Source organism: Amycolatopsis sp. NPDC023774 (assembly GCF_040639695.1).
Taxonomy (GTDB): domain Bacteria; phylum Actinomycetota; class Actinomycetes; order Mycobacteriales; family Pseudonocardiaceae; genus Amycolatopsis.
The window spans coordinates 152,508-174,963 of sequence record NZ_JBFAAJ010000008.1 but is presented as its reverse complement, the minus strand read 5'-3'; the positions used below and the strand labels follow the sequence as shown (position 1 = coordinate 174,963).

Annotated in this window: 19 protein-coding genes; 11 read left to right on the top strand and 8 right to left on the bottom strand. The window is 70.9% G+C overall.

Annotated elements, in window-relative coordinates; all coding sequences use genetic code 11:
• Nucleotides 1-7: 7 nt before the first annotated feature.
• Entirely contained in the window at nt 8-1,585 is a 1,578-nt protein-coding gene (locus tag AB0F91_RS19805; protein ID WP_360599038.1) for an amino acid permease, read from the bottom strand.
• Between the two features lie 49 nt (nt 1,586-1,634).
• The gene (locus AB0F91_RS19800; protein ID WP_360599036.1) at nt 1,635-3,101 is read right to left on the bottom strand and encodes an aldehyde dehydrogenase family protein; all 1,467 of its coding nucleotides are present in this window, start codon (nt 3,099-3,101) and stop codon (nt 1,635-1,637) included.
• 197 nt (nt 3,102-3,298) lie between these two features.
• Between AB0F91_RS19800 and AB0F91_RS19795 the strand changes: the two genes are divergently transcribed.
• Together AB0F91_RS19795 and AB0F91_RS19790 are read left to right on the top strand one after the other, a co-directional pair.
• Entirely contained in the window at nt 3,299-3,880 is a 582-nt protein-coding gene (locus AB0F91_RS19795; protein ID WP_360599034.1) for a TetR family transcriptional regulator, read from the top strand.
• A 276-nt stretch (nt 3,881-4,156) separates the two neighbouring features.
• Nucleotides 4,157-5,278: an aromatic ring-hydroxylating dioxygenase subunit alpha gene (locus AB0F91_RS19790; protein WP_360599032.1), complete on the top strand. Its 1,122-nt coding sequence runs from the start codon at nt 4,157-4,159 to the stop codon at nt 5,276-5,278.
• Here AB0F91_RS19790 and AB0F91_RS19785 read toward each other — a convergent pair.
• On the bottom strand, nt 5,275-5,937 hold the full coding sequence (locus tag AB0F91_RS19785; RefSeq protein ID WP_360599030.1) for a GntR family transcriptional regulator: 663 nt from the start codon (nt 5,935-5,937) through the stop codon (nt 5,275-5,277). The two genes, AB0F91_RS19790 and AB0F91_RS19785, sit on opposite strands and share 4 nt — an antisense overlap.
• An 88-nt stretch (nt 5,938-6,025) precedes the next feature.
• Here AB0F91_RS19785 and glyA point away from each other — a divergent pair, with 88 nt between their 5' ends.
• From glyA to AB0F91_RS19750, 7 genes are read left to right on the top strand one after another with little or no spacing between them, the layout of a single operon-like run.
• Nucleotides 6,026-7,333: a serine hydroxymethyltransferase gene (glyA, locus tag AB0F91_RS19780; RefSeq protein WP_360599028.1), complete on the top strand. Its 1,308-nt coding sequence runs from the start codon at nt 6,026-6,028 to the stop codon at nt 7,331-7,333.
• Nucleotides 7,330-8,553 carry a sarcosine oxidase subunit beta family protein gene (locus AB0F91_RS19775; RefSeq protein ID WP_360599026.1) on the top strand — a complete coding sequence of 408 codons (1,224 nt, stop codon included), beginning with the start codon at nt 7,330-7,332 and terminating at the stop codon, nt 8,551-8,553. Before glyA ends, AB0F91_RS19775 begins: the two co-directional genes overlap by 4 nt.
• Nucleotides 8,554-8,561: 8 nt before the next feature.
• On the top strand, nt 8,562-8,840 hold the full coding sequence (locus AB0F91_RS19770) for a sarcosine oxidase subunit delta (RefSeq protein WP_360599024.1): 279 nt from the start codon (nt 8,562-8,564) through the stop codon (nt 8,838-8,840).
• Nucleotides 8,837-11,470, top strand: a complete 2,634-nt coding sequence (locus tag AB0F91_RS19765) for a 2Fe-2S iron-sulfur cluster-binding protein (protein WP_360599022.1) — start codon at nt 8,837-8,839, stop codon at nt 11,468-11,470. Before AB0F91_RS19770 ends, AB0F91_RS19765 begins: the two co-directional genes overlap by 4 nt.
• Nucleotides 11,460-12,050, top strand: a complete 591-nt coding sequence (locus tag AB0F91_RS19760) for a sarcosine oxidase subunit gamma family protein (RefSeq protein ID WP_360599020.1) — start codon at nt 11,460-11,462, stop codon at nt 12,048-12,050. The genes AB0F91_RS19765 and AB0F91_RS19760 overlap by 11 nt, the downstream gene beginning before the upstream one ends.
• Nucleotides 12,035-12,877 carry a formyltetrahydrofolate deformylase gene (purU, locus tag AB0F91_RS19755; RefSeq protein ID WP_360599018.1) on the top strand — a complete coding sequence of 281 codons (843 nt, stop codon included), beginning with the start codon at nt 12,035-12,037 and terminating at the stop codon, nt 12,875-12,877. The genes AB0F91_RS19760 and purU overlap by 16 nt, the downstream gene beginning before the upstream one ends.
• A 13-nt stretch (nt 12,878-12,890) precedes the next feature.
• Nucleotides 12,891-15,335: an FAD-dependent oxidoreductase gene (locus AB0F91_RS19750; RefSeq protein ID WP_360599016.1), complete on the top strand. Its 2,445-nt coding sequence runs from the start codon at nt 12,891-12,893 to the stop codon at nt 15,333-15,335.
• Nucleotides 15,336-15,447: 112 nt separating this feature from the next.
• Here AB0F91_RS19750 and AB0F91_RS19745 read toward each other — a convergent pair whose 3' ends face one another.
• Nucleotides 15,448-15,777 carry a hypothetical protein gene (locus AB0F91_RS19745; protein WP_360599014.1) on the bottom strand — a complete coding sequence of 110 codons (330 nt, stop codon included), beginning with the start codon at nt 15,775-15,777 and terminating at the stop codon, nt 15,448-15,450.
• Between the two features lie 101 nt (nt 15,778-15,878).
• On the opposite strand from AB0F91_RS19745, the gene AB0F91_RS19740 reads away from it, so the two are divergent.
• Entirely contained in the window at nt 15,879-16,715 is an 837-nt protein-coding gene (locus tag AB0F91_RS19740; RefSeq protein WP_360599012.1) for an oxidoreductase, read from the top strand.
• A 47-nt stretch (nt 16,716-16,762) separates the two neighbouring features.
• A complete protein-coding gene (locus AB0F91_RS19735; protein WP_360599010.1) occupies nt 16,763-17,797 on the top strand; it encodes an alcohol dehydrogenase catalytic domain-containing protein in 1,035 nt (344 codons plus the stop codon).
• A 48-nt stretch (nt 17,798-17,845) separates the two neighbouring features.
• Here AB0F91_RS19735 and AB0F91_RS19730 read toward each other — a convergent pair whose 3' ends face one another.
• The 4 genes from AB0F91_RS19730 to AB0F91_RS19715 are packed head-to-tail and all read right to left on the bottom strand — an operon-like array spanning nt 17,846 to nt 22,388.
• Entirely contained in the window at nt 17,846-19,282 is a 1,437-nt protein-coding gene (locus AB0F91_RS19730; RefSeq protein ID WP_360599008.1) for a glycoside hydrolase family 3 N-terminal domain-containing protein, read from the bottom strand.
• 3 nt (nt 19,283-19,285) lie between these two features.
• Nucleotides 19,286-20,116, bottom strand: a complete 831-nt coding sequence (locus tag AB0F91_RS19725) for a carbohydrate ABC transporter permease (protein ID WP_360599006.1) — start codon at nt 20,114-20,116, stop codon at nt 19,286-19,288.
• A complete protein-coding gene (locus AB0F91_RS19720; protein WP_360599003.1) occupies nt 20,113-21,099 on the bottom strand; it encodes a sugar ABC transporter permease in 987 nt (328 codons plus the stop codon). The genes AB0F91_RS19725 and AB0F91_RS19720 overlap by 4 nt, the downstream gene beginning before the upstream one ends.
• Nucleotides 21,096-22,388, bottom strand: coding sequence for a sugar ABC transporter substrate-binding protein (locus AB0F91_RS19715; protein WP_360599001.1), 1,293 nt, complete (start codon nt 22,386-22,388; stop codon nt 21,096-21,098). Before AB0F91_RS19715 ends, AB0F91_RS19720 begins: the two co-directional genes overlap by 4 nt.
• Nucleotides 22,389-22,456: the final 68 nt, after the last annotated feature.

Below are 22,456 nucleotides of genomic sequence, written 5' to 3'. Positions count from 1 at the left end.
CCTTCGCTCAGCCGGTCACGGAACCGGGCGCCGGGGTGTGCGGCTGGTGTTCAGGGCTCGTGTGCGCGGCGGCCCAGTGCCGGCGGCGGACCCCCAGCAGGGCCCCGCCCACGAGCACGATCAACGCGGTGATGAGCACGGCGCCCCACTGGAAGTACCAGTGGTCGTCGCCGTAGACCTCGGCCCGCGGCCAGATCAGGTTGATCGTCATGCCCGCGCCGTAGAGCACGGCGACGAGGTTCACGAGCGTGCCCCAGCGGCCGAGCTTGAAGTACGGGCCGTGCTCGGGGCGCGGCCACTGCCCGCGCAGGCGGCGCACCAGCATCGGGCCGGTGACCATCAGGTAGGGGATGTAGAAAAGAATGATCGCTGTCGAGGTGAGCACGAAGAACGCGCGCTGGTTGCCGAGGTTGATCAGCAGCACCACCACGGTGAGCCCGCCGGTGATCAGCGCGGGCAGGACCGGCGTCTTCGAGCGCGGGGACACCTTCGCCAGCGCCGTGCTGAACGGCAGCCGCCCGTCGCGGGCCATCGCGAAGGTCATGCGGATCGCGGCGGTCTGCACGGCCAGGCAGCACACCGTGATCGCGATGGCCGAGCAGATCAGGAACGCGTCGCCGAGGCCGGTGCCGAGCGTGCTCTTGAGCAGGTACGGCATGCCGGACGTGGAGAGCTCATCGGCGTTGAGGTCGCCGACGGCCATCATGCCGACGAGCATGATCAGCCCGCCCACGATGAAGGCGGCCGTGAGCGCGCGGATGATGGCGCGCGGCGCGTGCTTGCGCGGCTGCGTGGTCTCCTCCGCGAGCGAGCCCGCGGTGTCGAAACCGTAGAACACATACGCGCTCATCAGCGACGCGACCAGGAACGCGCCGAGGTAGCCGAGCGACTGGCCGTCGCCGGTACCGTGCGTGTCGAACACCAGGCCGGGGCCGCGCTTGATGTGCACGGCGAGCGCGATGATCAGCAGGATGCTCGCGCCGAGCTCCACGGCCACGCCGAAGTTGTTGATCTTGGCCATGAGCTTCACGCCGATGATGTTCACGATCGTCGCGAACACCACGAGCACGAGCGCGAGGATGATCGCGTTCTGCGCGCCGCCGGGGGTGGAGGTGAGGCCGGCGTCGGAGTCGCTGCCGACGATCTGGAACGCGGTGGAGACCTGCGGCAGGATGATCTGGTAGGCCACCGCGACGGCCGCGGCCGTCACGATCGCGCCGACGATCATGATCCAGCCCGCGAGCCACGACGTCGCCGGTTTCGCGATCTGCTTGGCCCACTGGTACACCGAACCCGCGAGCGGGAACTGCCCGGCCAACTCGGCGAAGCACAACGCCACGGCCAGCTGGCCGATGAAGACGAGCGGCCAGGTCCAGATGAAGGCCGGGCCGCCCGAGCCGAAGCCGAAGAAGAACAGCTGGAACACGCCGGTCATGATCGAGATGTAGCTGAACCCGGCGGCGAAGCTGGAGAAGGAGCCGAGTGAGCGCTCGAGCTCCTGGCGGTAGCCGAACTCGGCGAGCTCCGAGCTGTCGGAGTGGTCCCCGGCGGACCCCCCGCCCGCCGGTTTGGATCGTGTGGTCATGGTTCGTCGTCCTCAAAGGTGGTGGGGAGGGAGCAAGGGGCGGGGCGGATCAGCCCTTGAACCAACGCTGCGGTATGGGGTCGATGTTGTGGTAGACGTGCTTGGTCTCGCGGTACTCCGCCAGCCCCGAGGGGCCGAGCTCACGGCCGATGCCCGACCGGCCGAACCCGCCCCACTCCGCCTGCGGCAGGTAGGGGTGGTAGTCGTTGATCCACACGGTGCCGTGGCGAAGAGCCCCGGCCACGCGCTGCGCCCGCCCCGCGTCCGAGGTCCAGACGGCACCGGCCAGCCCGTAGTCGGTGTCGTTGGCGAGCGTGATCGCCTGGGCCTCGTCGGTGAACCGCTCGACGGTCACCACCGGCCCGAAGACTTCCTCCCGCACCACGGCCATGTCGCGGGTGCAGCCGGAGAACACGGTGGGACGCAGGAAGAACCCTCGACGCAACGCGGGGTCGTCGGGCCGGCCGCCGCCCGCGCGCAGCTTCGCACCCGCCTCGATCGCGCCGGCGATGTAGCCCTCGACCTTCGCCCGGTGTTGTTCGGACACGAGCGGTCCCGCTTCGCTGGCGGGGTCGAGCCCGTCGCCGATGCGGATCCGGTCGGCCCGTGCGGCGAGCTCGGCGACGAACCGGTCGTGGACGCCGTCCTGCACGATCAGCCGCGCGCCGGCCGAGCAGACCTGTCCGGAGTGGACGAACGCGGCGGCCAGCGCGTAGTCCAGGGTGGTCTCGAAATCGGCGTCGTCGAACACCACGTTGGGGTTCTTGCCGCCCAGTTCGAGGGCCACGCGCCGGACTCCGCGCGCGGCGGCGGCCATGATCTTCTCGCCCGTGGCGAGCCCGCCGGTGAACGACACGAGATCGACCCCGGCGTGCGCCACCATGGCGGCGCCGACGGCACCCGGGCCGAGCAGCAGGTTCACCACCCCGGGCGGCACCCCCGCTTCTTCGGCGAGCGCGACGAGCCGGATCGTGGACAGCGGGGTGACCTCGCTCGGCTTGAGCACGGTGGTGTTGCCCGCGGCCAGCGCCGGTGCGAGCTTCCACGACATCTGCAGCAGCGGGTAGTTCCACGGCGCGATGAGCGCACAGACGCCCACTGGCTCGTGCGTGATCCGGCTGATCGCGCGCGGGTCGCCGGTGTCCACCACGCGCCCGGCGTCGTGCGCGGCCAGTGCGGCGTAGTAGCGGAAGACCGCGGTGACGTCGTCGATGTCGATGCGGCCCTCTGCCAGCGTCTTGCCGGTGTCGAGAGTTTCGGTGCGGGCCAGGTCCTCGCGGTCGCGCTGCAGCAGCGCGGCGATGCGGATGAGCAGGTCCGCGCGATCGGCCGCGGTCGTTCTTCGCCAGGTCCCGCCGTCGAACGCGCGGCGGGCCGCGGTCACGGCGGCGCCGACCTCGGTCGGACCGGCCACGGCCACGGTGGCCAGCACTTCGCCGTCGGCGGGGTTGAGCACTTCCGAGCGCGCCCCGTCGGCGGCTTCGGTCCAGATTCCGTCGATGTGGAGGTCCTTCATCAGGCCTTCCCAAGCAGCTCGCGGAGCCTTTTGCCACGCGGGGTGTGACGCGCGGCACTTCGAGTGCGTACATTTGTACGCTAAGCGTGTACACATGTCCACAACGAGTTCTCGGCGCCGACACCGGGCGTTCGCGCGAGGCCGTGCGACGATCAGTGGTGCCCGACGAGACCGGTGAGTGAAGGAGCTTGGCGGCGATGACGACGCGTGACACCGCCGGGCGCAGGAAGCTGCGCGGCCCCAACGACCCCGAGCGGCGGACCCGGATCGCGAAGGCGGCCATCGAGGTCGTGGCCGAACGCGGCATCGACGGGCTTACCCACCGTGCGGTCGCGGCGGCGGCCGGGGTGCCCCTCGGCTCCACGACCTACCACTTCGCGACGCTCGACGACCTGCTCGAGGTGGCGCTGCACGAGGCCGCGGCGAACAACGTGCGCGAGCTTCAGGAGTGGGAGCAGGCGCTCGACCCGGACGCCGATTTCGCCGCGGCGCTGGCCGATCTGGTGATGGGCTACATCCACGAGCTCTACCCGCACACGGTCGTCGAGTACGACCTCTACGTCGCAGCCCTGCACCGGCCGCGGCTGCGTCCGGCGAGTGCCGCGTGGGACGACGCCCTGATCAAGTTCTTCTCCACCCGGACCGACCCGCTCACGGGGCGCCTGCTCGCCGGGTTGTTCTGCGGCCTGCTCATGCAGGCGGCGCTGGCCGACCCGCCGCCGACCCGGCCGGAGATCGAAGCGCTCTTCCGTCGCGCCATCGAGGGCCCCGCGGCCTGACGGGGTTTCGTTGGGTTTGAACCGAAACCGCTTCCGTGCACCGGGTTCGCGACGGCGTCCGGTAATCGGGTGACGCGAAAATCCCGTCCTTGACAGCGCCGGTCGAGCGCCCGCATTGTGTTCCGGAGAGGGCAACCGGGCGCGTCCTGCGCAACATCAACGCCGATGATGCTCCTTCCCGCGACTTCTGCCGTTTTCGCGCCGGGGACCTCTGGCGACTCAGCCCTCGTCGATCCGGCCCGCACCGACCGTCCCGCCCCGAGAGGAGCACCGCCGGTGACCACCACCGACCTCCCGCAGAGCCTCCTGCCGACACTGTCCGGCCGCCACTACACCGACCCGGGGATCTTCGCCCGCGAGCAGGAGCGGATCTTCGAAACGGACTGGTTCTGCGCCGTGCGCACCGCGGACCTGCCGACCCCGGGGGCGTTCGAGACGGTGCAGATCGGTCGCGAGAGCGTGCTCGTCGCCCGCGGCCGCGACGGGAAGGTGAACGCGTTCCTCAACGTGTGCCGCCACCGCGGCGCGCGCCTGTGCACCGACGCGCGAGGGGAGGTGAAGCGCGCGTTCCACTGCATGTACCACGCGTGGACCTACGGCCTCGACGGCAAGCTCGTCGCCGCGCCGAACCTCACCGGCATGCCCGACGTCGACCGCACCGAGTACGGGCTCACGAAACTGGCCGTGTGCGAGTGGCTCGGCTACGCGTGGGTGTGCCTGGCCGAGGAACCGCCGTCGTTCGAGGCCACGGTGATGGCCGACGTCTCGGATCGGCTCGGCGGGCCGGGGGAGATCGAGGCGTACGGGCTCGACGGGCTCGCGCTGGGCCGGCGCATCGAGTACGACGTGAAGGCCAACTGGAAGCAGATCATCGAGAACTTCATGGAGTGCTACCACTGCGCGACGATCCACCCGGAGCTCACCGAGGTGCTGCCGGAGTTCGCCGGCGGCTACGCCGCGCAGTACTACGTGGGCCACGGCGCTGAGTTCGGCGAACAGATCACCGGGTTCACCGTGGACGGCAGCGCCGGCCTCACACGGCTGCCGGGCGTCGGGGAGCACCAGGACCGCCGCTACTACGCGATCACCATCCGGCCGCAGGTGTTCGTGAACCTCGTGCCGGACCACGTGATTCTGCACCGGATGTTCCCGCTCGCCCCCGACCGCACGCTCGTGGTGTGCGACTGGCTCTACCTGCCGGAGGTCGTGGAGTCCGGAGTGGACCTCGACCACTCGGTGGAGCTGTTCCACCGCGTGAACCTGCAGGACTTCGAGGCGTGCGAACGCTGCCAGCTCGCGATGGACTCGCGTTCCTACGCGCGCGGCGGGGTGCTCGTGCCGAGCGAGCACCACATCGGCGCGTTCCACGACTGGGTCCGCGCCCGGACCGAAGCCTAGATCAGCGCGCGGATCGCCTGTTCGAACCCGGTCACGTGGTCGAGTGTGAGGTCGGCGGCCTTCTTCGCGTCGCCCTCGATGATCGCCGTGAGCAGCGGCAGGTGCTCGTTCACGTGGCCGGCCATGCCGCGCAGGCGCGGCAGGAACACGCACCAGATGCGGGTGGCGAGGTTGTCGTAGTGGATCAGGGTGTCCTCGAGGAACGGGTTGTGCACGCAGCCGTAGATCGCGCGGTGCAGCTCGAGGTCGGTGCGCAGCAGCTCGGTGTTGTCGGCCGGGTTCGCCGCGTCGAGCTGCTCGCGCAGCACGGTGAGACCGGCGCGGTCGGCGTCCGAGGCGCGTTCGGCCGCGGCCGCCGTCGCCATTGGCTCCAGCGTACGGCGCACCTCCGAGATGTGCGCGAGATCGGAGATGTTCACGTCGGTGGCGAATGTGCCGCGGCGTGGGTAGGCGACCACGAGATGCTCGGTCTCGAGGCGTTTGAGCGCCTCGCGCACGGGCGTGCGGCCCATGCCGAGCGTGCTGCCGAGCCAGTCTTCGTTGATCGGGTCGCCCGGTTTGATGTCGAGCATGACGAGGCGGTCGCGGATGAACAGGTAGGCCTGTTCCGCGAGTGACGGGCCGCTGACCGGGATTGGGCTGTTGACCTGGGTGCTCACCCCGCCTACCCTACATCGAAGATTGATATATCAGAAGTCGACCAGCCCCTTCTGAGTCCAGGCACTGTTGTTGACGGAAGCAGGCAGAATGACCTCGACGATCGAGGGAGCGAGTGCCGTGCTTGGCCGCTCCCTGCAGGACTTCGACCCGGACGTGGCCGCCGCGATCGGCGCCGAGTTGCGCCGCCAGGTCTCGACGCTGGAGATGATCGCCAGCGAGAACTTCGCGCCCCTGTCCGTGCTGCAGGCCCAGGGCTCGGTGCTCACCAACAAGTACGCCGAGGGCTACCCCGGCCGGCGCTACTACGGCGGGTGTGAGCACGTGGACGTGCTGGAGAACCTGGCGCGCGAGCGCGTCAAGGAGCTCTTCGGCGCCCGCTTGGCCAACGTCCAGCCGCATTCGGGTGCGCAGGCCAACGCCGCCGCCATGGCCGCGCTCCTCAAGCCCGGCGACCGCGTCCTCGGCCTCTCGCTCGCGCACGGCGGGCACCTCACCCACGGCACGCGGATCAACTTCTCTGGCCTGCTTTACGAAGTCTCGGCCTACGAAGTGTCCGATAAGGACTTCCGCGTGGACCTGGCCGAGGTCGCGCGGCTCGCGCGGGAGCACCGGCCGAAGCTGGTCATCGCCGGCTGGTCGGCCTACCCGCGCCGGTTGGACTTCGCGCGGTTCCGCGAGATCGCCGACGAGGTGGGCGCGTACCTGATGGTCGACATGGCCCACTTCGCGGGCCTCGTGGCCGCCGGGCTGCACCCGTCGCCGGTGCCCCACGCGCACGTCACGACCACCACCACGCACAAGACCCTCGGCGGCCCGCGCGGTGGGGTCGTGCTGACGAACGACCCCGAGCTGGCGAAAAAGGTCAACTCCGCGGTGTTCCCCGGCCAGCAGGGCGGCCCGCTGGAGCACGTGATCGCGGCGAAGGCGGTGGCGTTCAAGATGGCCGCCGAACTAGAATTCGCCGAACGCCAGGCCCGCACGCTGCGCGGCGCGAAGCTGCTCGCCGAGCGCCTGCTCGCCGAGGACGCCGCGGCGGCGGGGATCTCCGTGCTGACCGGCGGCACCGACGTGCACCTGGTGCTCCGCGACCTCCGCGATTCCGCACTGGACGGAAAGCAGGCCGAGGACCGGTTGCATTCGGTCGGGATCACGGTCAACCGCAACGCGGTGCCGTTCGACCCGCGCCCGCCGATGGTCACCTCCGGCATCCGCATCGGCACCCCGGCACTGGCCACGCGCGGCTTCGGTGACGACGAGTTCCGAGAGGTCGCGGACATCGTGGCCACGGCGTTGCTGCCCGGTTTCGACGAAACGATCGCCGAGAAGCTGCGTGCCCGCGTCGCCGCTCTCACCGCGAAGTTCCCGCTCTACCCGGACTTGGAGGCCGCCCGATGAATCCCGGCGCCGACCTGCCAGAGCACCCCGACTTCCTCTGGGCCAACCCGGAACCGAAGCGGTCCTACGACGTCGTAGTGGTCGGCGGCGGGGGACACGGACTCGCCACCGCCTACTACCTGGCGAAGGTCCACGGCATCACCGACGTCGCCGTGCTGGAGAAGGGCTGGCTCGCGGGCGGCAACATGGCCCGCAACACCACCATCATCCGGTCCAACTACCTGTGGGACGAGAGCTCCGGCATCTACGAGCACTCGCTGAAGCTGTGGGAAGGCCTCGAAGCGGACCTCGGCTACCCGATCCTGTTCAGCCAGCGCGGCGTACTCAACCTCGCGCACAGCCTGCAGGACGTGCGCGACAGCGTCCGCCGCGTGGAGGCCAACAAGCTCAACGGCATCGACGCCGAGTGGGTCGACGCGTCCGGGGTCAAGGAAATCTGCCCCATCGTCAACACCTCGCCCGGCGTGCGGTACCCGGTGCTGGGCGCCACCTACCAGCCGCGCGCCGGGATCGCGAAGCACGACTACGTCGCGTGGGGCTTCGCCCGCGCCGCGGCGGCGCTGGGTGTCGACCTCATCCAGGACTGCGAGGTCACCGGCATCGAGACCGCAGCCGGACGCGTGACCGCGGTCGACACGACTCGCGGCCGGATCGCCGCGGGCAAGGTCGCGCTGTGCGCCGCCGGGCATTCGTCGGTGGTCGCGAAGATGGCGGGGTTCGACCTGCCGCTCGTGTCGCACCCGTTGCAGGCCTTGGTGTCGGAGCTGCTCGAACCGGTGCACCCGACGGTGGTCATGTCGAACGCCGTACACGTGTATGTCTCGCAGGCACACAAGGGTGAGCTCGTGATGGGCGCCGGCATCGACTCCTACGCGGGCTACGGCCAGCGCGGCGCGTTCCACATCATCGAGGACCAGATGGCGGCGGCGCTGGAGCTGTTCCCGGTGTTCGCGCGGGCGCACCTGCTGCGCACGTGGGCCGGGATCGTGGACGTCACGCCGGACGCGTCGCCGATCGTCGGCCTCACGCCCGTCGAGAACCTCTACGTCAACTGCGGCTGGGGCACCGGCGGGTTCAAGGCCACGCCAGGCGTCGGCGACTGCTTCGCCCACACCGTGGCGAAGGGCAAGCCGCACCCCTACGCCGAGCCGTTCACCCTCGACCGGTTCACCACCGGCGCCCTCGTCGACGAGCACGGCGCCGCCGCCGTCGCCCATTAGGAGCTCCCGTGCAACTCATCCCGTGCCCGTGGTGCGGTCCCCGCGAGGAGACCGAGTTCCACTACGGCGGCCAGGCGCACGTCGCCTACCCGCAGGACCCGGCCGCACTGTCCGACGAGGACTGGGCGAAGTTCGTCTTCTTCCGCGCCAACCCCAGCGGCCCGCTGCCCGAGCGGTGGACCCACAGGGCGGGCTGCCGCCGGTGGTTCAACGCCGTGCGCGACACCCGCACCCACGCCCTCCTGGCGGTCTACCGCCTCGACGAGGCCCGGCCGGTGATCCCGTGACCCGGCTGCCCGACCGCGGCGTCGTCGACCGGGCGGCCCCGCTCAAGTTCACCTTCGACGGCCGGGAGCTGACCGGCTTCCGCGGCGACACCCTCGCTTCGGCCCTGCTCGCGAACGGCGTGCACCAGGTGGCCACGAGCATCAAGTACGGCCGTCCGCGCGGGATCCTGGCAGCCGGCGTCGAGGACGCGACCGCCCTCGTGCAGATCGAAGCGCCGTTCCCGGAGCCGATGCTCAGCGCGACGACGGTCGAGCTGTACGACGGCCTGGTCGCCCGCGGCTTGCCCGGCCAGGGCAAGCTCGCCGCCGAGCCCGACCCGGCGCGCTACGACGCCAAGCACGTCCACTGCGACGTCCTGGTCGTCGGCGCCGGGCCGGCGGGGCTGGCCGCGGCGGCGGACGCGTCCGGGCGAGTGCTCCTGGTCGACGACCAGCCCGAGCCCAGCGCCGAGATCGCCGGCGGCGTGCGGTTCCTCTCCCGCACGACGGCGTTCGGCGTGTACGACGACGGGTTCGTGCTGGCCCTCGAACGACGCGGCGAGAGCGCAGCCCCCGAGCGGGTCTCGCGCCAGCGCGTGTGGCGGATCCGCGCGAAGCGGATCGTGCTCGCGACCGGTGCGCACGAGCGGCCCGTGGTGTTCCCCGACAACGACCGGCCCGGCATCATGCTCGCCGGCGCGGCGCGGACGTACCTGAACCGCTACGGCGTGCTCGCCGGGCAGCGCGCGGTCGTGTTCACCACCAACGACAGCGCCTACGCGGCGGCGTTCGACCTCGCCGACGCCGGTGCGCGGATCGCGGTGATCGCCGACGCGCGGGACAGCGTGTCCGCCCGGCTGGGGGAAGACGCCGCGGCCCGGGGCATCGAGATCCGGACCGGGCACGGGGTCGTCGGCACCGCCGGCGGCGACCGCATCACGTCGGCGGCCGTCGCGGAACTCGGGGCCACCCAAGGGGATCGCTTCGCCTGCGACCTGTTGCTCGTGTCCGGCGGCTGGAACCCGGCCGTGCACCTGTTCAGCCAGGCCCGTGGCACGCTGCGCTACGCACCTGAGCTCGGCGCGTACGTCCCGGACGGTGACCTCCCGGCCGTCCGCGCGGTCGGCAGCGCGGCGGGGGAAGGGCTGCCGGAGGCGAAGGTGCTGTGGCAGGTCCCGGCGGCAGCGTCCGAAGTGGACACCCGGTTCGTCGACCTGCAGCGCGACGCCACCGTGTCCGACGTCCTGCGCGCGACCGGCGCCGGCCTGCGGTCGCTGGAGCACGTGAAGCGCTACACGACCATCGGCACCGCGCACGACCAGGGCAAGACGTCCGGGCTGCTTGCCGCGGGCATCACCGCCGAGGCGCTCGGGCGTGACCTGGCCAGGCAGCGGCCGACGACGTTCCGCCCGCCCTACACCTCCGTGTCGTTCGCCGCGCTGGCCGGGCGCAACCGCGGCGACCTGCACGACCCGGTGCGGGTGACCGCACTGCACCCGTGGCACATCGAGCACGGCGCGGAGTTCGAGAACGTCGGCCAGTGGAAGCGCCCGTGGTACTACCCGCGGCCGGGCGAGGACCTGGAAACGGCCGTGCTGCGCGAATGCCGCGCCGCCCGTACCGGCGTGGCGCTGATGGACGGCTCCACGCTCGGCAAGATCGACGTGCAGGGTCCGGACGCCGCGGCGTTCCTCGACCTGCTCTACACGAACCTGATGAGCTCGCTCAAGGTCGGCCGCATCCGCTACGGCGTGATGTGCGGGGTCGACGGCATGGTCATCGACGACGGCACCGTGATCCGCGTGGCCGAGGACCGGTTCCTCGTCACCACGACCACGGGCAATGCGGCGATGGTCCTCGAGTGGATGGAAGAATGGCTGCAGACGGAGTGGCCGCACCTGCGGGTGTTCGCCACGTCGGTGACCGAGCACTGGGCCACGATCCCGCTCGTCGGCCCGCGCTCACGTGCGGTGCTGGCGAAGGTGGCGCCCGGACTCGACGTCTCGAACGACGCCTTCGGGTTCATGACCTGGCAGGACGCCGCGGTCGCCGGCGTCGACGCCCGCGTCTGCCGGATCAGCTTCTCCGGTGAGCTGGCGTACGAGATCAACGTGCCCTCATGGCACGGGATCACGCTGTGGGAAGCACTGCTGGCGGCCGGCGCCGAGGACGGGATCACGCCGTACGGCACGGAAACCATGCACGTGCTGCGCGCCGAGAAGGGCTACCCGATCATCGGCCAGGAGACCGACGCGACGGTGACCCCGCAGGACCTCGGCATGAGCTGGGCCGTGTCGAAGAAGAAGCCCGACTTCCTCGGCAAACGTTCGTTCACGCGAGCGGAGAACGCACGGCCCGACCGCAAGCAGCTGGTCGGCCTGCTCCCGCAGGACCCAGCCGTGCTGTTGCCGGAGGGCTCGCAGCTCATCGAGACCGACCACGTGCCCGAGCCGCCGGTGCGCATGGTCGGCCACGTGACGTCCAGCTATCGCAGCGCCGCCCTGGGCCGCACGTTCGCGCTCGCTCTGGTGCGGTCCGGACGGGAACGCGTCGGCCAGACGCTGTACGTGCCGGTCGGCGACGCCGTGGTGCCGGTGACGGTGACCGAGTCCGTGCTGTTCGACAAGGAGGGGACCCGTCGTGACGGTTGACCTGATGCGCCGCGCTCCACTCGCGGACCACGCGGCCTCGCTGGCCGCCCTCGCGCCCGCTGTGGTCGCGGAGGAACGGCCGTTCCTGACGCAGCTCACCGTGCGGGTGCGCGAGGGCCACGACGCCGTGGGGGCGACGCTCGGAGTGCCGCTGCCGGCCGAGCCGTGCACCTTCACCTCTGGTGCCGGTCCCTTCGGCGCCGTCGACGTGCTGTGGCTGGGTCCGGACGAGTACCTGGTCCTCGCCGGACCCGGCGCGGTGACCGAGCCGGATCTGCGACCGGCGATCGTGGTGGGCGCCGTGACCGACACGTCGGCGCAGCGCACCACCGTCCGCCTGGCCGGACCGGCGGTGCGCGATGTGCTCGCGCACGGCTGCGCGATCGACCTGGACCCGGCCGTGTCGCCGCCCGGCACCTGTGTGCAGACGTTGCTGGCCCGCACGGGGATCGTGCTGCTGGTCCGCGAAGCCGGCGAGTTCACCGTGCTGGTGCGCCAGTCCTTCGCGCCCTACTTCGCCGAGTGGCTGGCCGACGCCGCCACCGAGTACACCCAGGAGGCACCGTGGCCTTCACACTGACGCTCAAGTGCCCCGAACGCGCGGGCATCGTCCACGCCGTCACCACGTTCCTGCTGGAGCGCGGGTGCGACATCGTCGAGCACCAGCAGTTCGACGACGACGTGCGCGGTTCCCTGTTCCTACGCACGTCCTTCACGTGTTGCGTGCCGGCCACTGTGGACGATCTCCGGCGGGCGTTCGTGCCGGTGGCCGGTGACTTCGGCATGGAGTTCGAGTTCGCCGACGGTACGGCGCCGCGGGCGCTGGTGATGGTGTCGAAGTTCGGGCACTGCCTCAACGACCTGCTGTTCCGGTGGCGCGCCGGCAGCTTGGGTGCGGAGATCGCGCTGGTGGTGTCGAACCACGAGGACCTGCGCCCGATGGTCGAGGCGGCCGGGGTGCGGTTCGAGCACGTGCCGGTGACGCCGGCGACGAAGACCGGGGCCGAGCAGCGGCTGCTGGACCTGCTGTGGGAGAACGAGATCGATCTCGTCGTGCTCGCCCGGTACATGCAGGTGCTCTCGGACGAGCTGTGCGGCAAGCTCGCGGGCCGCGCGATCAACATCCACCACTCGTTCCTGCCCGGGTTCAAGGGCGCGAAGCCGTACCACCAGGCCTACGACCGGGGTGTGAAGTACGTCGGCGCGACCGCGCACTACGTGACACCCGACCTCGACGAGGGCCCGATCATCGAGCAGGAGGTGCAGCGCGTGGATCACACGTACTCGCCGCGGGAGCTGGTCACTGTCGGACGTGACGCCGAGGCGCTCGCCCTGTCCCGGGCGGTCCGCTGGCACAGCGAACGCCGCGTCCTGCTCAACGGCAACAGCACCGTCGTCTTCCGGTAAGGAGTGTTCCGCCATGACCCGAGTCGTGATCATCGGCGCCGGCATCGTGGGCGCCAACCTCGCCGACGAGCTCACCGCGCGCGGCTGGACCGACGTCACCGTGCTCGACCAGGGGCCGCTGCCGCTCACCGGCGGCTCGACCTCGCACGCGCCCGGTCTCGTGTTCCAGACCAACCCGTCGAAGACGATGACCGAGTTCGCGCGCTACACCGTCGAGAAGTTCGGCGACCTGGAGGTCGATGGGCTGCCGTGCTTCAACCAGGTCGGCGGCATGGAGGTGGCGAGCACGCCGGCGCGGTGGCAGGACCTGCACCGCAAGCACGGCTGGGCCACGTCGTGGGGCGTCGAGGCGCACCTCATCGACGTCGACGAGTGCGTGCGGCGCTGGCCGCTGCTCGACGGCTCGCGGATCCACGGCGCGCTGTACGTGCCGACCGACGGGCTGGCGAAGGCCTCGCGCGCGGTCGTCGCACTGGCCCGCCGCGCCGAGTCGCGGGGCGCGCGGTTCGTGGGGTCGACCAAGGTGACCGGTCTCAAGCAGGCCGGCGGCCGGGTGACCGGCGTCGAAACGGACCAGGGCGAGTTCGCGGCCGACATCGTGGTGTCGTGCGCCGGGTTCTGGGGCCGTGAGCTCGGTGCGCTGGCGGGCATGGAGGTCCCGCTGCTCCCGCTCGCGCACCAGTACGCGAAGACCGGCCAGATCGCGGAGCTGGTGGGGCGCAACACCGAGACGAGTGAGGCGAGCTTGCCGATCCTGCGTCACCAGGACCAGGACCTGTACTTCCGCGAGCACGTGGACCGCCTCGGCATCGGCTCGTACGCCCACCGGCCGATGCCCGTCGAACCCACCTGCGTGGACGGTGAGGTGACCGAGTCGTCGATGCCTTCGATGCTGCCGTTCACCGACGAGGACTTCGCGCCGTCGTGGGAGGAGAGCAAGCTGCTGCTGCCCGCGCTCGGCCGGACGAAAGTCGAGGAGGGCTTCAACGGCATCTTCTCGTTCACGCCCGACGGCGGTTCGCTGGTGGGGGAGTCCGAGCACGTGCGCGGGTTCTGGATCGCCGAGGCGGTGTGGGTGACGCACTCGGCGGGCATCGCGAAGGCCGTGGCGGAGTTGCTGGTACACGGTCGTTCCGAGACGGATCTGCACGAGGTGGACGTGCACCGGTTCGAGAAGGTGCAGCTCGCGCGGGAGTACGTGAGCGAGACTTCGCAGCAGAACTTCGTGGAGATCTACGACGTGCTGCACCCGTTGCAGCCCAAGCTTTCGCCGCGCGACCTGCGGGTGAGCCCGTTCCACGTCCGGCAGCGCGAGCTGGGCGCGGTGTTCCTGGAGGCGGGCGGCTGGGAACGGCCGCACTGGTTCGAGGCCAACGCGCTCCTGGTGAACCGCCTGCCGCACGAGTACCTGCCACCGGCGCGCGACGCGTGGGCGGGGCAGTTCCACTCGTCGATCGTGGCGGCGGAGGCGTGGTACACGCGCCACGGGGTGGCACTGTATGACATGACGCCGCTCAAGCGCGTCGAGGTGAGCGGGGCGGGCGCGCTGGAGTTCCTGCAGGGGCTGACGACGAACCAGCTCGACAAGTCCGTCGGATCGGTGACCTACACGCTGATGCTCGACGACGCCGGTGGGGTGCGCAGTGATGTCACGGTGGCGCGGCTCGAGCCTTCGGTCTTCCAGGTGGGGATCAACGGGAACATCGATGTCGCGTACCTGAACTCGCTGGTGCCTGAGGGGGTCCGGGTTCGGGACAGCACCGGGGGCACGTGCTGCATCGGCGTGTGGGGCCCGCTCGCGCGGGACCTGGTGCAGCCATTGTCGGCGCAGGACTTCTCACACGCGGGGCTGAAGTACTTCCGGGCGAGTCCGGCGCGGATCGCCGGGGTGCCGGTGACCGCGATGCGACTGTCCTATGTGGGCGAGCTCGGCTGGGAGATCTACACGTCGGCGGACAACGGGCTGCGGCTCTGGGACGCGCTGTGGGCGGCGGGGCAGTCCCTCGGCGTGATCGCGGCCGGGCGGGCGGCGTTCAACAGCTTGCGCCTGGAGAAGGGCTACCGGCTGTGGGGCACGGACATGACCACCGAGCACGATCCGTACGAGGCCGGGGTCGGGTTCGCCGTTCGCCCGGCGAAAGGACCGTTCGCCGGGCGGGAGGCGATCGAGGGCCGTTCGGAGGAGACGGCCGCGAGGCGGTTGCGGTGCCTGACCGTGGACGACGGGCGGACGGTCGTGCTGGGCAAGGAACCGGTGTTCGTCGACGGCGCTGCGTCGGGTTACGTGACCAGCGCGGCGTACGGGTACACGGTCGGGCTGCCGATCGCGTACGCCTGGCTGCCGGGGACCGTCGGCATCGGCGACGCCGTGGAGATCGAGTACTTCGGGCGGCGGGTCGCGGCGACGGTGGCCGCGGAGCCGCTGGTCGACCCGGGCATGGAACGCATTCGACGCTGAGGGGGATTTTCCTGCGGGATCAGATCACGAGCGAGTTCCTGAAGTGCCTGGCGACGCCGCCGCTCGGCGCCGCGGTGCCGGTCGGCGGGACCGTCGCGGCCCTCTCGCCGGCTCAGGCCGCGGCGTTGCCGGCGCGCACCGGCGACGGTGCGGGCGGCGGCTGGATGCACGGGCTGCGGCCGAGCAGGACGCGTTCACGGTGCGGACGTCGGATCTCGAGGCCTGGCGGCCTCCGGCGGACATGATCACCGCGGCGGCCTCCGCGCTGGGCGTGGCCGAACGGCGGCTGCGCGAGGTGCGCGGCGCTGGTCGATGTCGCGGCTGCCCCGGAGGCGCTGCGCTCGGCGGTGGTGATCGCGCGGGTGGCGACCGAGAGCCGGACGGGTTCGGTGGCGGTGCTCGGTGAGGTGGACGAGCTCGTCTCGCGGGCGGCGCGGATCACGGAGGCGGTGCGTAGTGGTCTAACTAACCAACTGGTTGGTTGACGAACCTCCGGGGTCGGTGTCTGACGGAGAGGTAGGCACGAACTCCCGGAAGGCACGCATGTCCAAGACCTGGCTCATCACCGGCAGCTCCCGCGGCTTCGGGCGCGAGCTGGCGAAAGCAGTCCTCGACCACGGCGACCGGCTCGTCGCGACCGCTCGCAAGCCCGAACAGCTCGGCGACCTGGTCGCCCAATACGGCGAACGCGTGCGCGCGGTCGCCCTCGACGTCACCGACCCGGCGGCCGCCCGCGGGGCCGTGCAGACGGCGGTGGACGCGTTCGGCTCGCTCGACGTCGTGGTGAACAACGCCGGCTACGCCAACTCCGCCCCCATCGAAGAAATGCCCGACGACGACTTCCGCGCCCAGGTGGACGCGAACTTCTACGGCGTCGTCAACGTCACCAAGGCCGCCCTCCCGATCCTGCGCGCCCAGCGCTCGGGCCACCTCGTGCAGTTCTCCTCCGTCGGCGGCCGCGTCGGCGGCTCGCCCGGCATGGGCGCGTACCAGGCCGCGAAGTTCGCGGTCGAGGGCTTCTCCGAGGTGCTGGCCAACGAGGTCGCGCCCTTCGGCGTCAAGGTCCTCATCATCGAGCCCGGAGCGTTCCGCACCGACTGGGCCGGCTCCTCCATGCGCGTCGACCCGGTGAGCCCCGACTACGACGAAACGGTCGGCGCGATGAACCGCCGCCGCACCGACTCCGCCACCTGGCCCGGCGACCCCGCCCGCGCCGCCGAGATCATCGTCGACGTCGTCGACCACGCCGACCCGCCCCGCCGCCTCCTGCTGGGCGCCGGCGCGGTGGAACTGGCCGTGCGATCTTCGGCGGAACGCGCGGCCGAGGCCGAAAAATGGGCGGACGTCAGCCGCTCGGTGGACTTCCCGCCGGGGGAGTGAAGTCGTCCCGAAGGACCCCCGGCGCCCGTGCGGAGCACTAGCATCGGATGCATGGAACGACGTGCCGGGCCGAACCGGTGAAGGCCTTCGTCATCACCGGGCCCGGCGAGGCCGGGGTGGCCGAGGTGCCCGAGCCGGTCGCGGCGATGGGCGAGGTCGTGGTGGCCGTGGAGCGCGCCGGCGTGTGTGGCACGGACTTCGAGTTCTTCACGGGCGAAATGCACTACTTCGCCGACGGCCAGGCGCGCTACCCGATGCGGATCGGGCACGAGTGGTGCGGGACCGTGGTCGAGACCGGCGAGGGGGTGCACCCCGCGTGGGTGGGGCGGCGGGTCGTCGGCGACACGATGCTCGGGTGCGGACACTGCCGGCGGTGCCGCAGCGGCCACCAGCACGTGTGCGCCGACCGGCAGGAAGTCGGGATTCGCGGCGGGCGGGCCGGGGCGCTGGCGGAGAAGATCGCGGTGCCGGTGACCTCGCTGCACGAGCTGCCCCCGCACCTCGACGCGACGGCGGGCGCGCTGGTGGAGCCGGGCGGGAACGCGCTGCGGGCGGCGCGGGCCGCGTTGGGCGAGAAAGACGGCATGCGGGTCGCGGTCTACGGGCCGGGCACGATCGGGCTGCTCACCGCGATGTTCCTGCGCGCCGCCGGCGCCGAGGTCCACCTGGTCGGCGTCACGGCCGGCTCGATCGCCTTTGCGCGCGAGCTGGGGTTCACCGCGGCCGCCGAGCCGCCCGCTTCGCCGGTGGACGCCGTCGTGGACGCCACCAGCGACCCGGCCGTCCCGGCGGCCGCGCTGGAGCTCGTGGAGCCGTCCGGCCGGCTCGTCTACATCGGACTCGCCGGTGAGCCGAGCGGGATCGACACGCGGCAGCTGACTCTCAAGGACGTGACCGCCGTCGGGATCCTCAGCGCGTCGCCCGGACTCGAGGCGGCGATCGACCGATACGCCGACGGGGACGTCGACCCGCGGCCGATCGTCGCCGCGACGGTCGGGCTCCACGAGGTCGCCGACTTCTTCGCCGGGCGCCGGCCGCCGGGAGCGGGACCGAAGATCCTCGTCGACCCGAACCGGACGTGAAGGCCGGTCCGTGGGCAGGGGTCGGGGAACCGCGCCCACGGACCGGGGTCAGGCGAGGTACTCCGCGGCCGCGCGCAGGCTCACGTACGAGCCACTGAACGTGTCGATCCGCGGCCCTGTGCCCGAAGGTCCGGGCACGCCCGTCTCGACGCGGATGTAGTCCACATCGGACAGTTCTGCGAGGAACGCGAGCACCGCCGGGTGGCGGTGCGCCTCGCGCGTCACCACGACCACGCTCGCGAAGCCACGGGCCTCCGCGCGCACCAGTGCGGCGTCATCCGGGGACACGGTCAGCGCCCGGGTGCCGGGCACCAGCTCCGCCAGGTGCGGGCCCAGGCCCCACGGCATGGGCCCGGCCGCGATCGACGGGTCGGTGCGCACGTCGACGACCAGCGGCGCACCGGCCAGCCGCGGCGAGCCCTGGATCCGCAGCGCCGCGCGAGCCGCCGAGAGGCCCAGCGCGGAGTCCACCGGTTTCTGCTCGGCAGGCGTCGGCGAGGTGCCCAGCGCCGCCGTCCGGGCCGCCGCGTCCGCGAGCCGTTCCGCGGACAGCGTCCCGTCCGCAACCGCGGCAACGATCGTCGCCGTGATGGCGTCCAACGTGTCCGCCTCGAACGCCGCCCCGCCGATGCACAACGCGTCCGCGCCCGCGGCCAAAGCGCGGACCGCCGTGCTGCCGAGCCCGTCGTGCCGGCCGTAGGAACCCGACACCGCGCCCATCTCGAGCGCGTCCGTGATCACCGCGCCGTCGAAGCCCAGCTCGCCGCGCAGCACGTCGGTGAGCGCGACGTGGTTGAGCGTCGCGGGTTCGTCGCCCCACGCCCGCACCACGAGGTGGCCCGACATGACCGACCGCACGCCCGCCGAGATCGCCGCGTTGAACGGCACGAGCTCGATCTCCCGCAGCTCCTCGACCGTTCGCGGCAGCACAGGCAGCGCCACGTGCGAATCCTCCGTCGCCGCACCGTGCCCGGGGAAGTGCTTCGCGCACGCGGCGACGCCGTACTTCTGCAGGCCCGTCACGAACGCGGCGACGTGCGGCGACGCCTTCGCCGGGTCCGAGCCGAACGCGCGGACCCCGATGATCGGGTCCTGTGCCGCGAGCGTCAGATCCGCGCACGGCGCCAGGTTCACCGTCACCCCGCACGCGGCCAGCCGCTCGCCGAGCGCCGCCGCGACCGCCGTGGTGAGCTCCGGGTCGTCGGCCGCGCCCAGCGCGAGCGGGCCGGGCACGAACGAGCCGGTGTTCACGTCGAGGCGGGTGACGTCGCCGCCCTCCTCGTCGATGCCGACCACCACGTCGTCGCGTTCGGCCCGCAGCGCCGAGGTCAACGCCGCCACCTGCTCGTCGTCGACCACGTTGCGCCCGAACAGGATCACGCCGCCGAGGCCCTGGCCCAGGCGGCGCCGCAACCAGTCCGGCGCCGTCGTGCCCGCGAAACCGGGCAGCAGCACCGCTTTCGCCCACGCCCGAGGATCAGACATCGCTCACCCCTTCACCGCGCCTGCCGTCAGGCCGGACACCAGCTTGCGCTGCACGATCAGGAAGAAGATCAGCGCCGGGATCGCGTACACCACCGATGCCGCCATGATGCCGCCCCAGTCGACCGAGAACGCGGTCTTGAACGACGAGAGCCACACCGGCAGCGTCTGTTTCGGCTTGTCCTGCATGAACACCAGCGCGAACAGGAACTCGTTCCACGCGGTGATGAAGCTGAACACCGACGTGGTCACCAGGCCCGGGCCCAGCAGCGGCAGCGTCACGCGGCGGAACGCGCCCGCGCGGCTGCAGCCGTCGATCATCGCGGCCTCTTCGAGGTCGTACGGGATGCCGTTGATGAACCCGTAGAGCATCCAGACGGTGAAGGGCAGCGACGTCGCGAAGTACACCAGTAGCAGCGAGGGCAGCGTGTTGAGCAGCCCGAGGTCGCGCATCAGCAGGTACATCGGGATGAACAGCGCCGAGAGCGGCGCCAGCTGCGCGACCAGGATCAGCAGCAGGAACCCCTTGCGGCCGCGGAAGCGGAACCGCGCGAGCGGGATCGCCGCCAGCACGCCGACAACCAGCGCCGCGAGCACGGCCCCGAGCGTGACGATGAGGCTGTTGCTCAAGTAGGTCACGAACCCCGGCTTGGTGAGGGCCGACGCGAAGTTCGCCAGCGTCGCCGCGGTGGGGAACAGGTCGTACTTCGGTGAGAGCACCTCGCCCGGTGTCTTGAGCGACGTGGTGAACATCCAGTACGTCGGGAAGAAGAACAGCAGCGCGACGAGCACGCCGGCCACCGAGAGCGCGACCCGCTGGGTCAGGGACTTCCTCACGCGAGCTCACCGTCCTTCGACCGAACCAGCAGCTGCACGTACCGCCCGGTGACCAGCAGCAGGAGTACCAGCATGATGGTGGCGATCGCGGCGGCCGAACCGAAGTGGCTGCCCGCGATGCCCTTGAGGTACTGCAGGATCGCGAGCGTCGTGCTCGCGCCGTCGGGCCCGCCTTGGCGGATCGCCCAGACCTGGCCGAACATGTTGAAGTCCCACAGCACCGACAGGAACGTGACCATCGTCAGGATCGGCTGGATCGCGGGCCAGCTCACCGCGCGGAACGTCTGCCACGGCCCGGCGCCGTCGATGCCCGCGGCCTCGTACTGCTCCCTCGGCACGCCGAGCAGGCCCGCGTAAAGCGTGAACGCCACGAACGGCACGGCCTGCCACAGCACCAGCAGCCCGATCACCGCGAGCGTGCTCGCGCCGGTGGAGAACCACGAGTACCCGATGAACGAGTGGAACCCCAGCCGGTCCAGCGTCTTGTTCAGGATCCCGTACTGCTGGTCGAAGATCCACTGGAACACCGTGGTCGTCGCGATCACCGGCACGGCCCACGCGAGCACGAGCGAGATCTGCAGGATGATCCGGACCACCGGGTTGAGGTGGCGCATGAGCACCGCGATGACCAGCGCGACGACCAGGGTGGCCGCCACCAGCAGAGCGGTGAACGCGACCGTGCGCACGGCGACCGACCAGAACTCAGGATCGGTCAGCTCCTCGGTGTAGTTGTCGAACCCGATCCACACGGCCTTGCCGGTCACGAGCTCGTGCAGGTCGAGCTTGCGCAGGCTGATGCCGAGCATCTGGATCGTGGGCCAGCCGAGCAGCACCAGCACGGCGACGAGGGCGGGCAGGAGCAGCAGGTACGGCATCATCCCCTCGCCGATCCCCACCCGGCGCCTCGGTTTCTCCGGAGTGGCGCGTGCCGATGCCGGCGGGGTGGCCCCCGCCGGCATCGGCACGACTTTGGAGGCGGTCATCCGCCGATGATCTTGTCGAGGGCGGCGTTGGCGTCAGTCGTGGCCTGGTCGATCGACTTCTTCCCGGTGAGGTACGCCGTGAGCATGTCCTTCAGCGGGTTCTGGCCGGACTCGACCTCGCCCCACTTCGGGCTGGTCGGCACGGCGCGGCCGTTCTTCGAGGCCTTCGCCATCACGCCGCCGAGCGGGTCCTTGGCCAGCGCGCTGGTGTCGGTGGAGGTGCCCGGCACGTAGCCGGCGGCGGCCATCTGGCTCATGTATTTGGTGCTGGTGAGCAGCTTCAGGTATTCCTTGGCGAGGTCCGCGTGCTTGCTGTTGAGCGGGACCACCAGGTTCGAGCCGCCGAGGAACACCGGGGCCGTCTGGCCGGCGGTCTTGCTGGGGATCGGGAACGCACCGGTCTTGTCGGCGATGCTCGGGTCGGTCTTCGCGGCCGTGGCGACCTCGCCCGGCGTGCCGATGAACATCGCGACCTTGCCGCCGCCGTAGATGCCGGCCTGCTGCGGGGTGGCCTCGTCGTTGTCCTTCGGCGCAGTGGTGCCGGAGGCGTCCACGAGCTGCTTGTAGAACTCGAGACCCGCCTTCGCGCCGGCCGAGTCCAGCGTCGACTTGAAGCCCTTGCCTTCGGCCTTGGCGACGTCACCGCCGTTGTCCCAGATGAACGACAGCAGGGCGTACCAGTACTGGCCCGGCAGGTAGAGCGGCTGGAAGTCCTTGTCGCTGCCGAACTTCGCCTTCAGCTTGGCGATGTCGTCGAGCCACTCCGCGTTCGAGGTCGGCGGCGCGGTGATGCCCGCCTGCTCGAACATGTCCTTGCGGTAGAGGACCTCGCGGTTGGCGGCGTAGAACGGCACGCCGTAGGTCTTGCCCTCGAACTCGCCCGAGGCCTTGAGCCCGGCCAGCCACTGCGAGCCGTTGAAGCTGTTGACGTCCGCGGACAGGTCGGTGAGCACCTCGTCGGAGGCGAACGCCGGGGTCTGGGTGTTGCCGACCTCGATCACGTCGGGCGGGGTGTCGCTCGCGAGCGCGGTGGTCAGCTTTTGCTGGATGCCGTTCCACGGCTGGATCTGGTAGTTGACTTTGACCCCGGCGTGGGCCGCCTCGAACTCCTTGTTGAGGGCACCCGTGAGGCTGTCCGGCGCGGAGCCGTCCATGAGCCACACCGTGAGCGTGTCACCGTCCGAACCACCCGAACCGGACGCGGTGTCACCGCCGCCCGAACCGGCACACCCGGCTGTCGCGAGGGTGAGGGCGGCGGCACCCGCCGCCAGTTTGAGCCAGCGCTTCACTTGTCTGTCCTTTCGGTGTCCGGCCCCCAGGCCGGTCGAGTGACAAATGGTGTAGACCAATGTGGAGA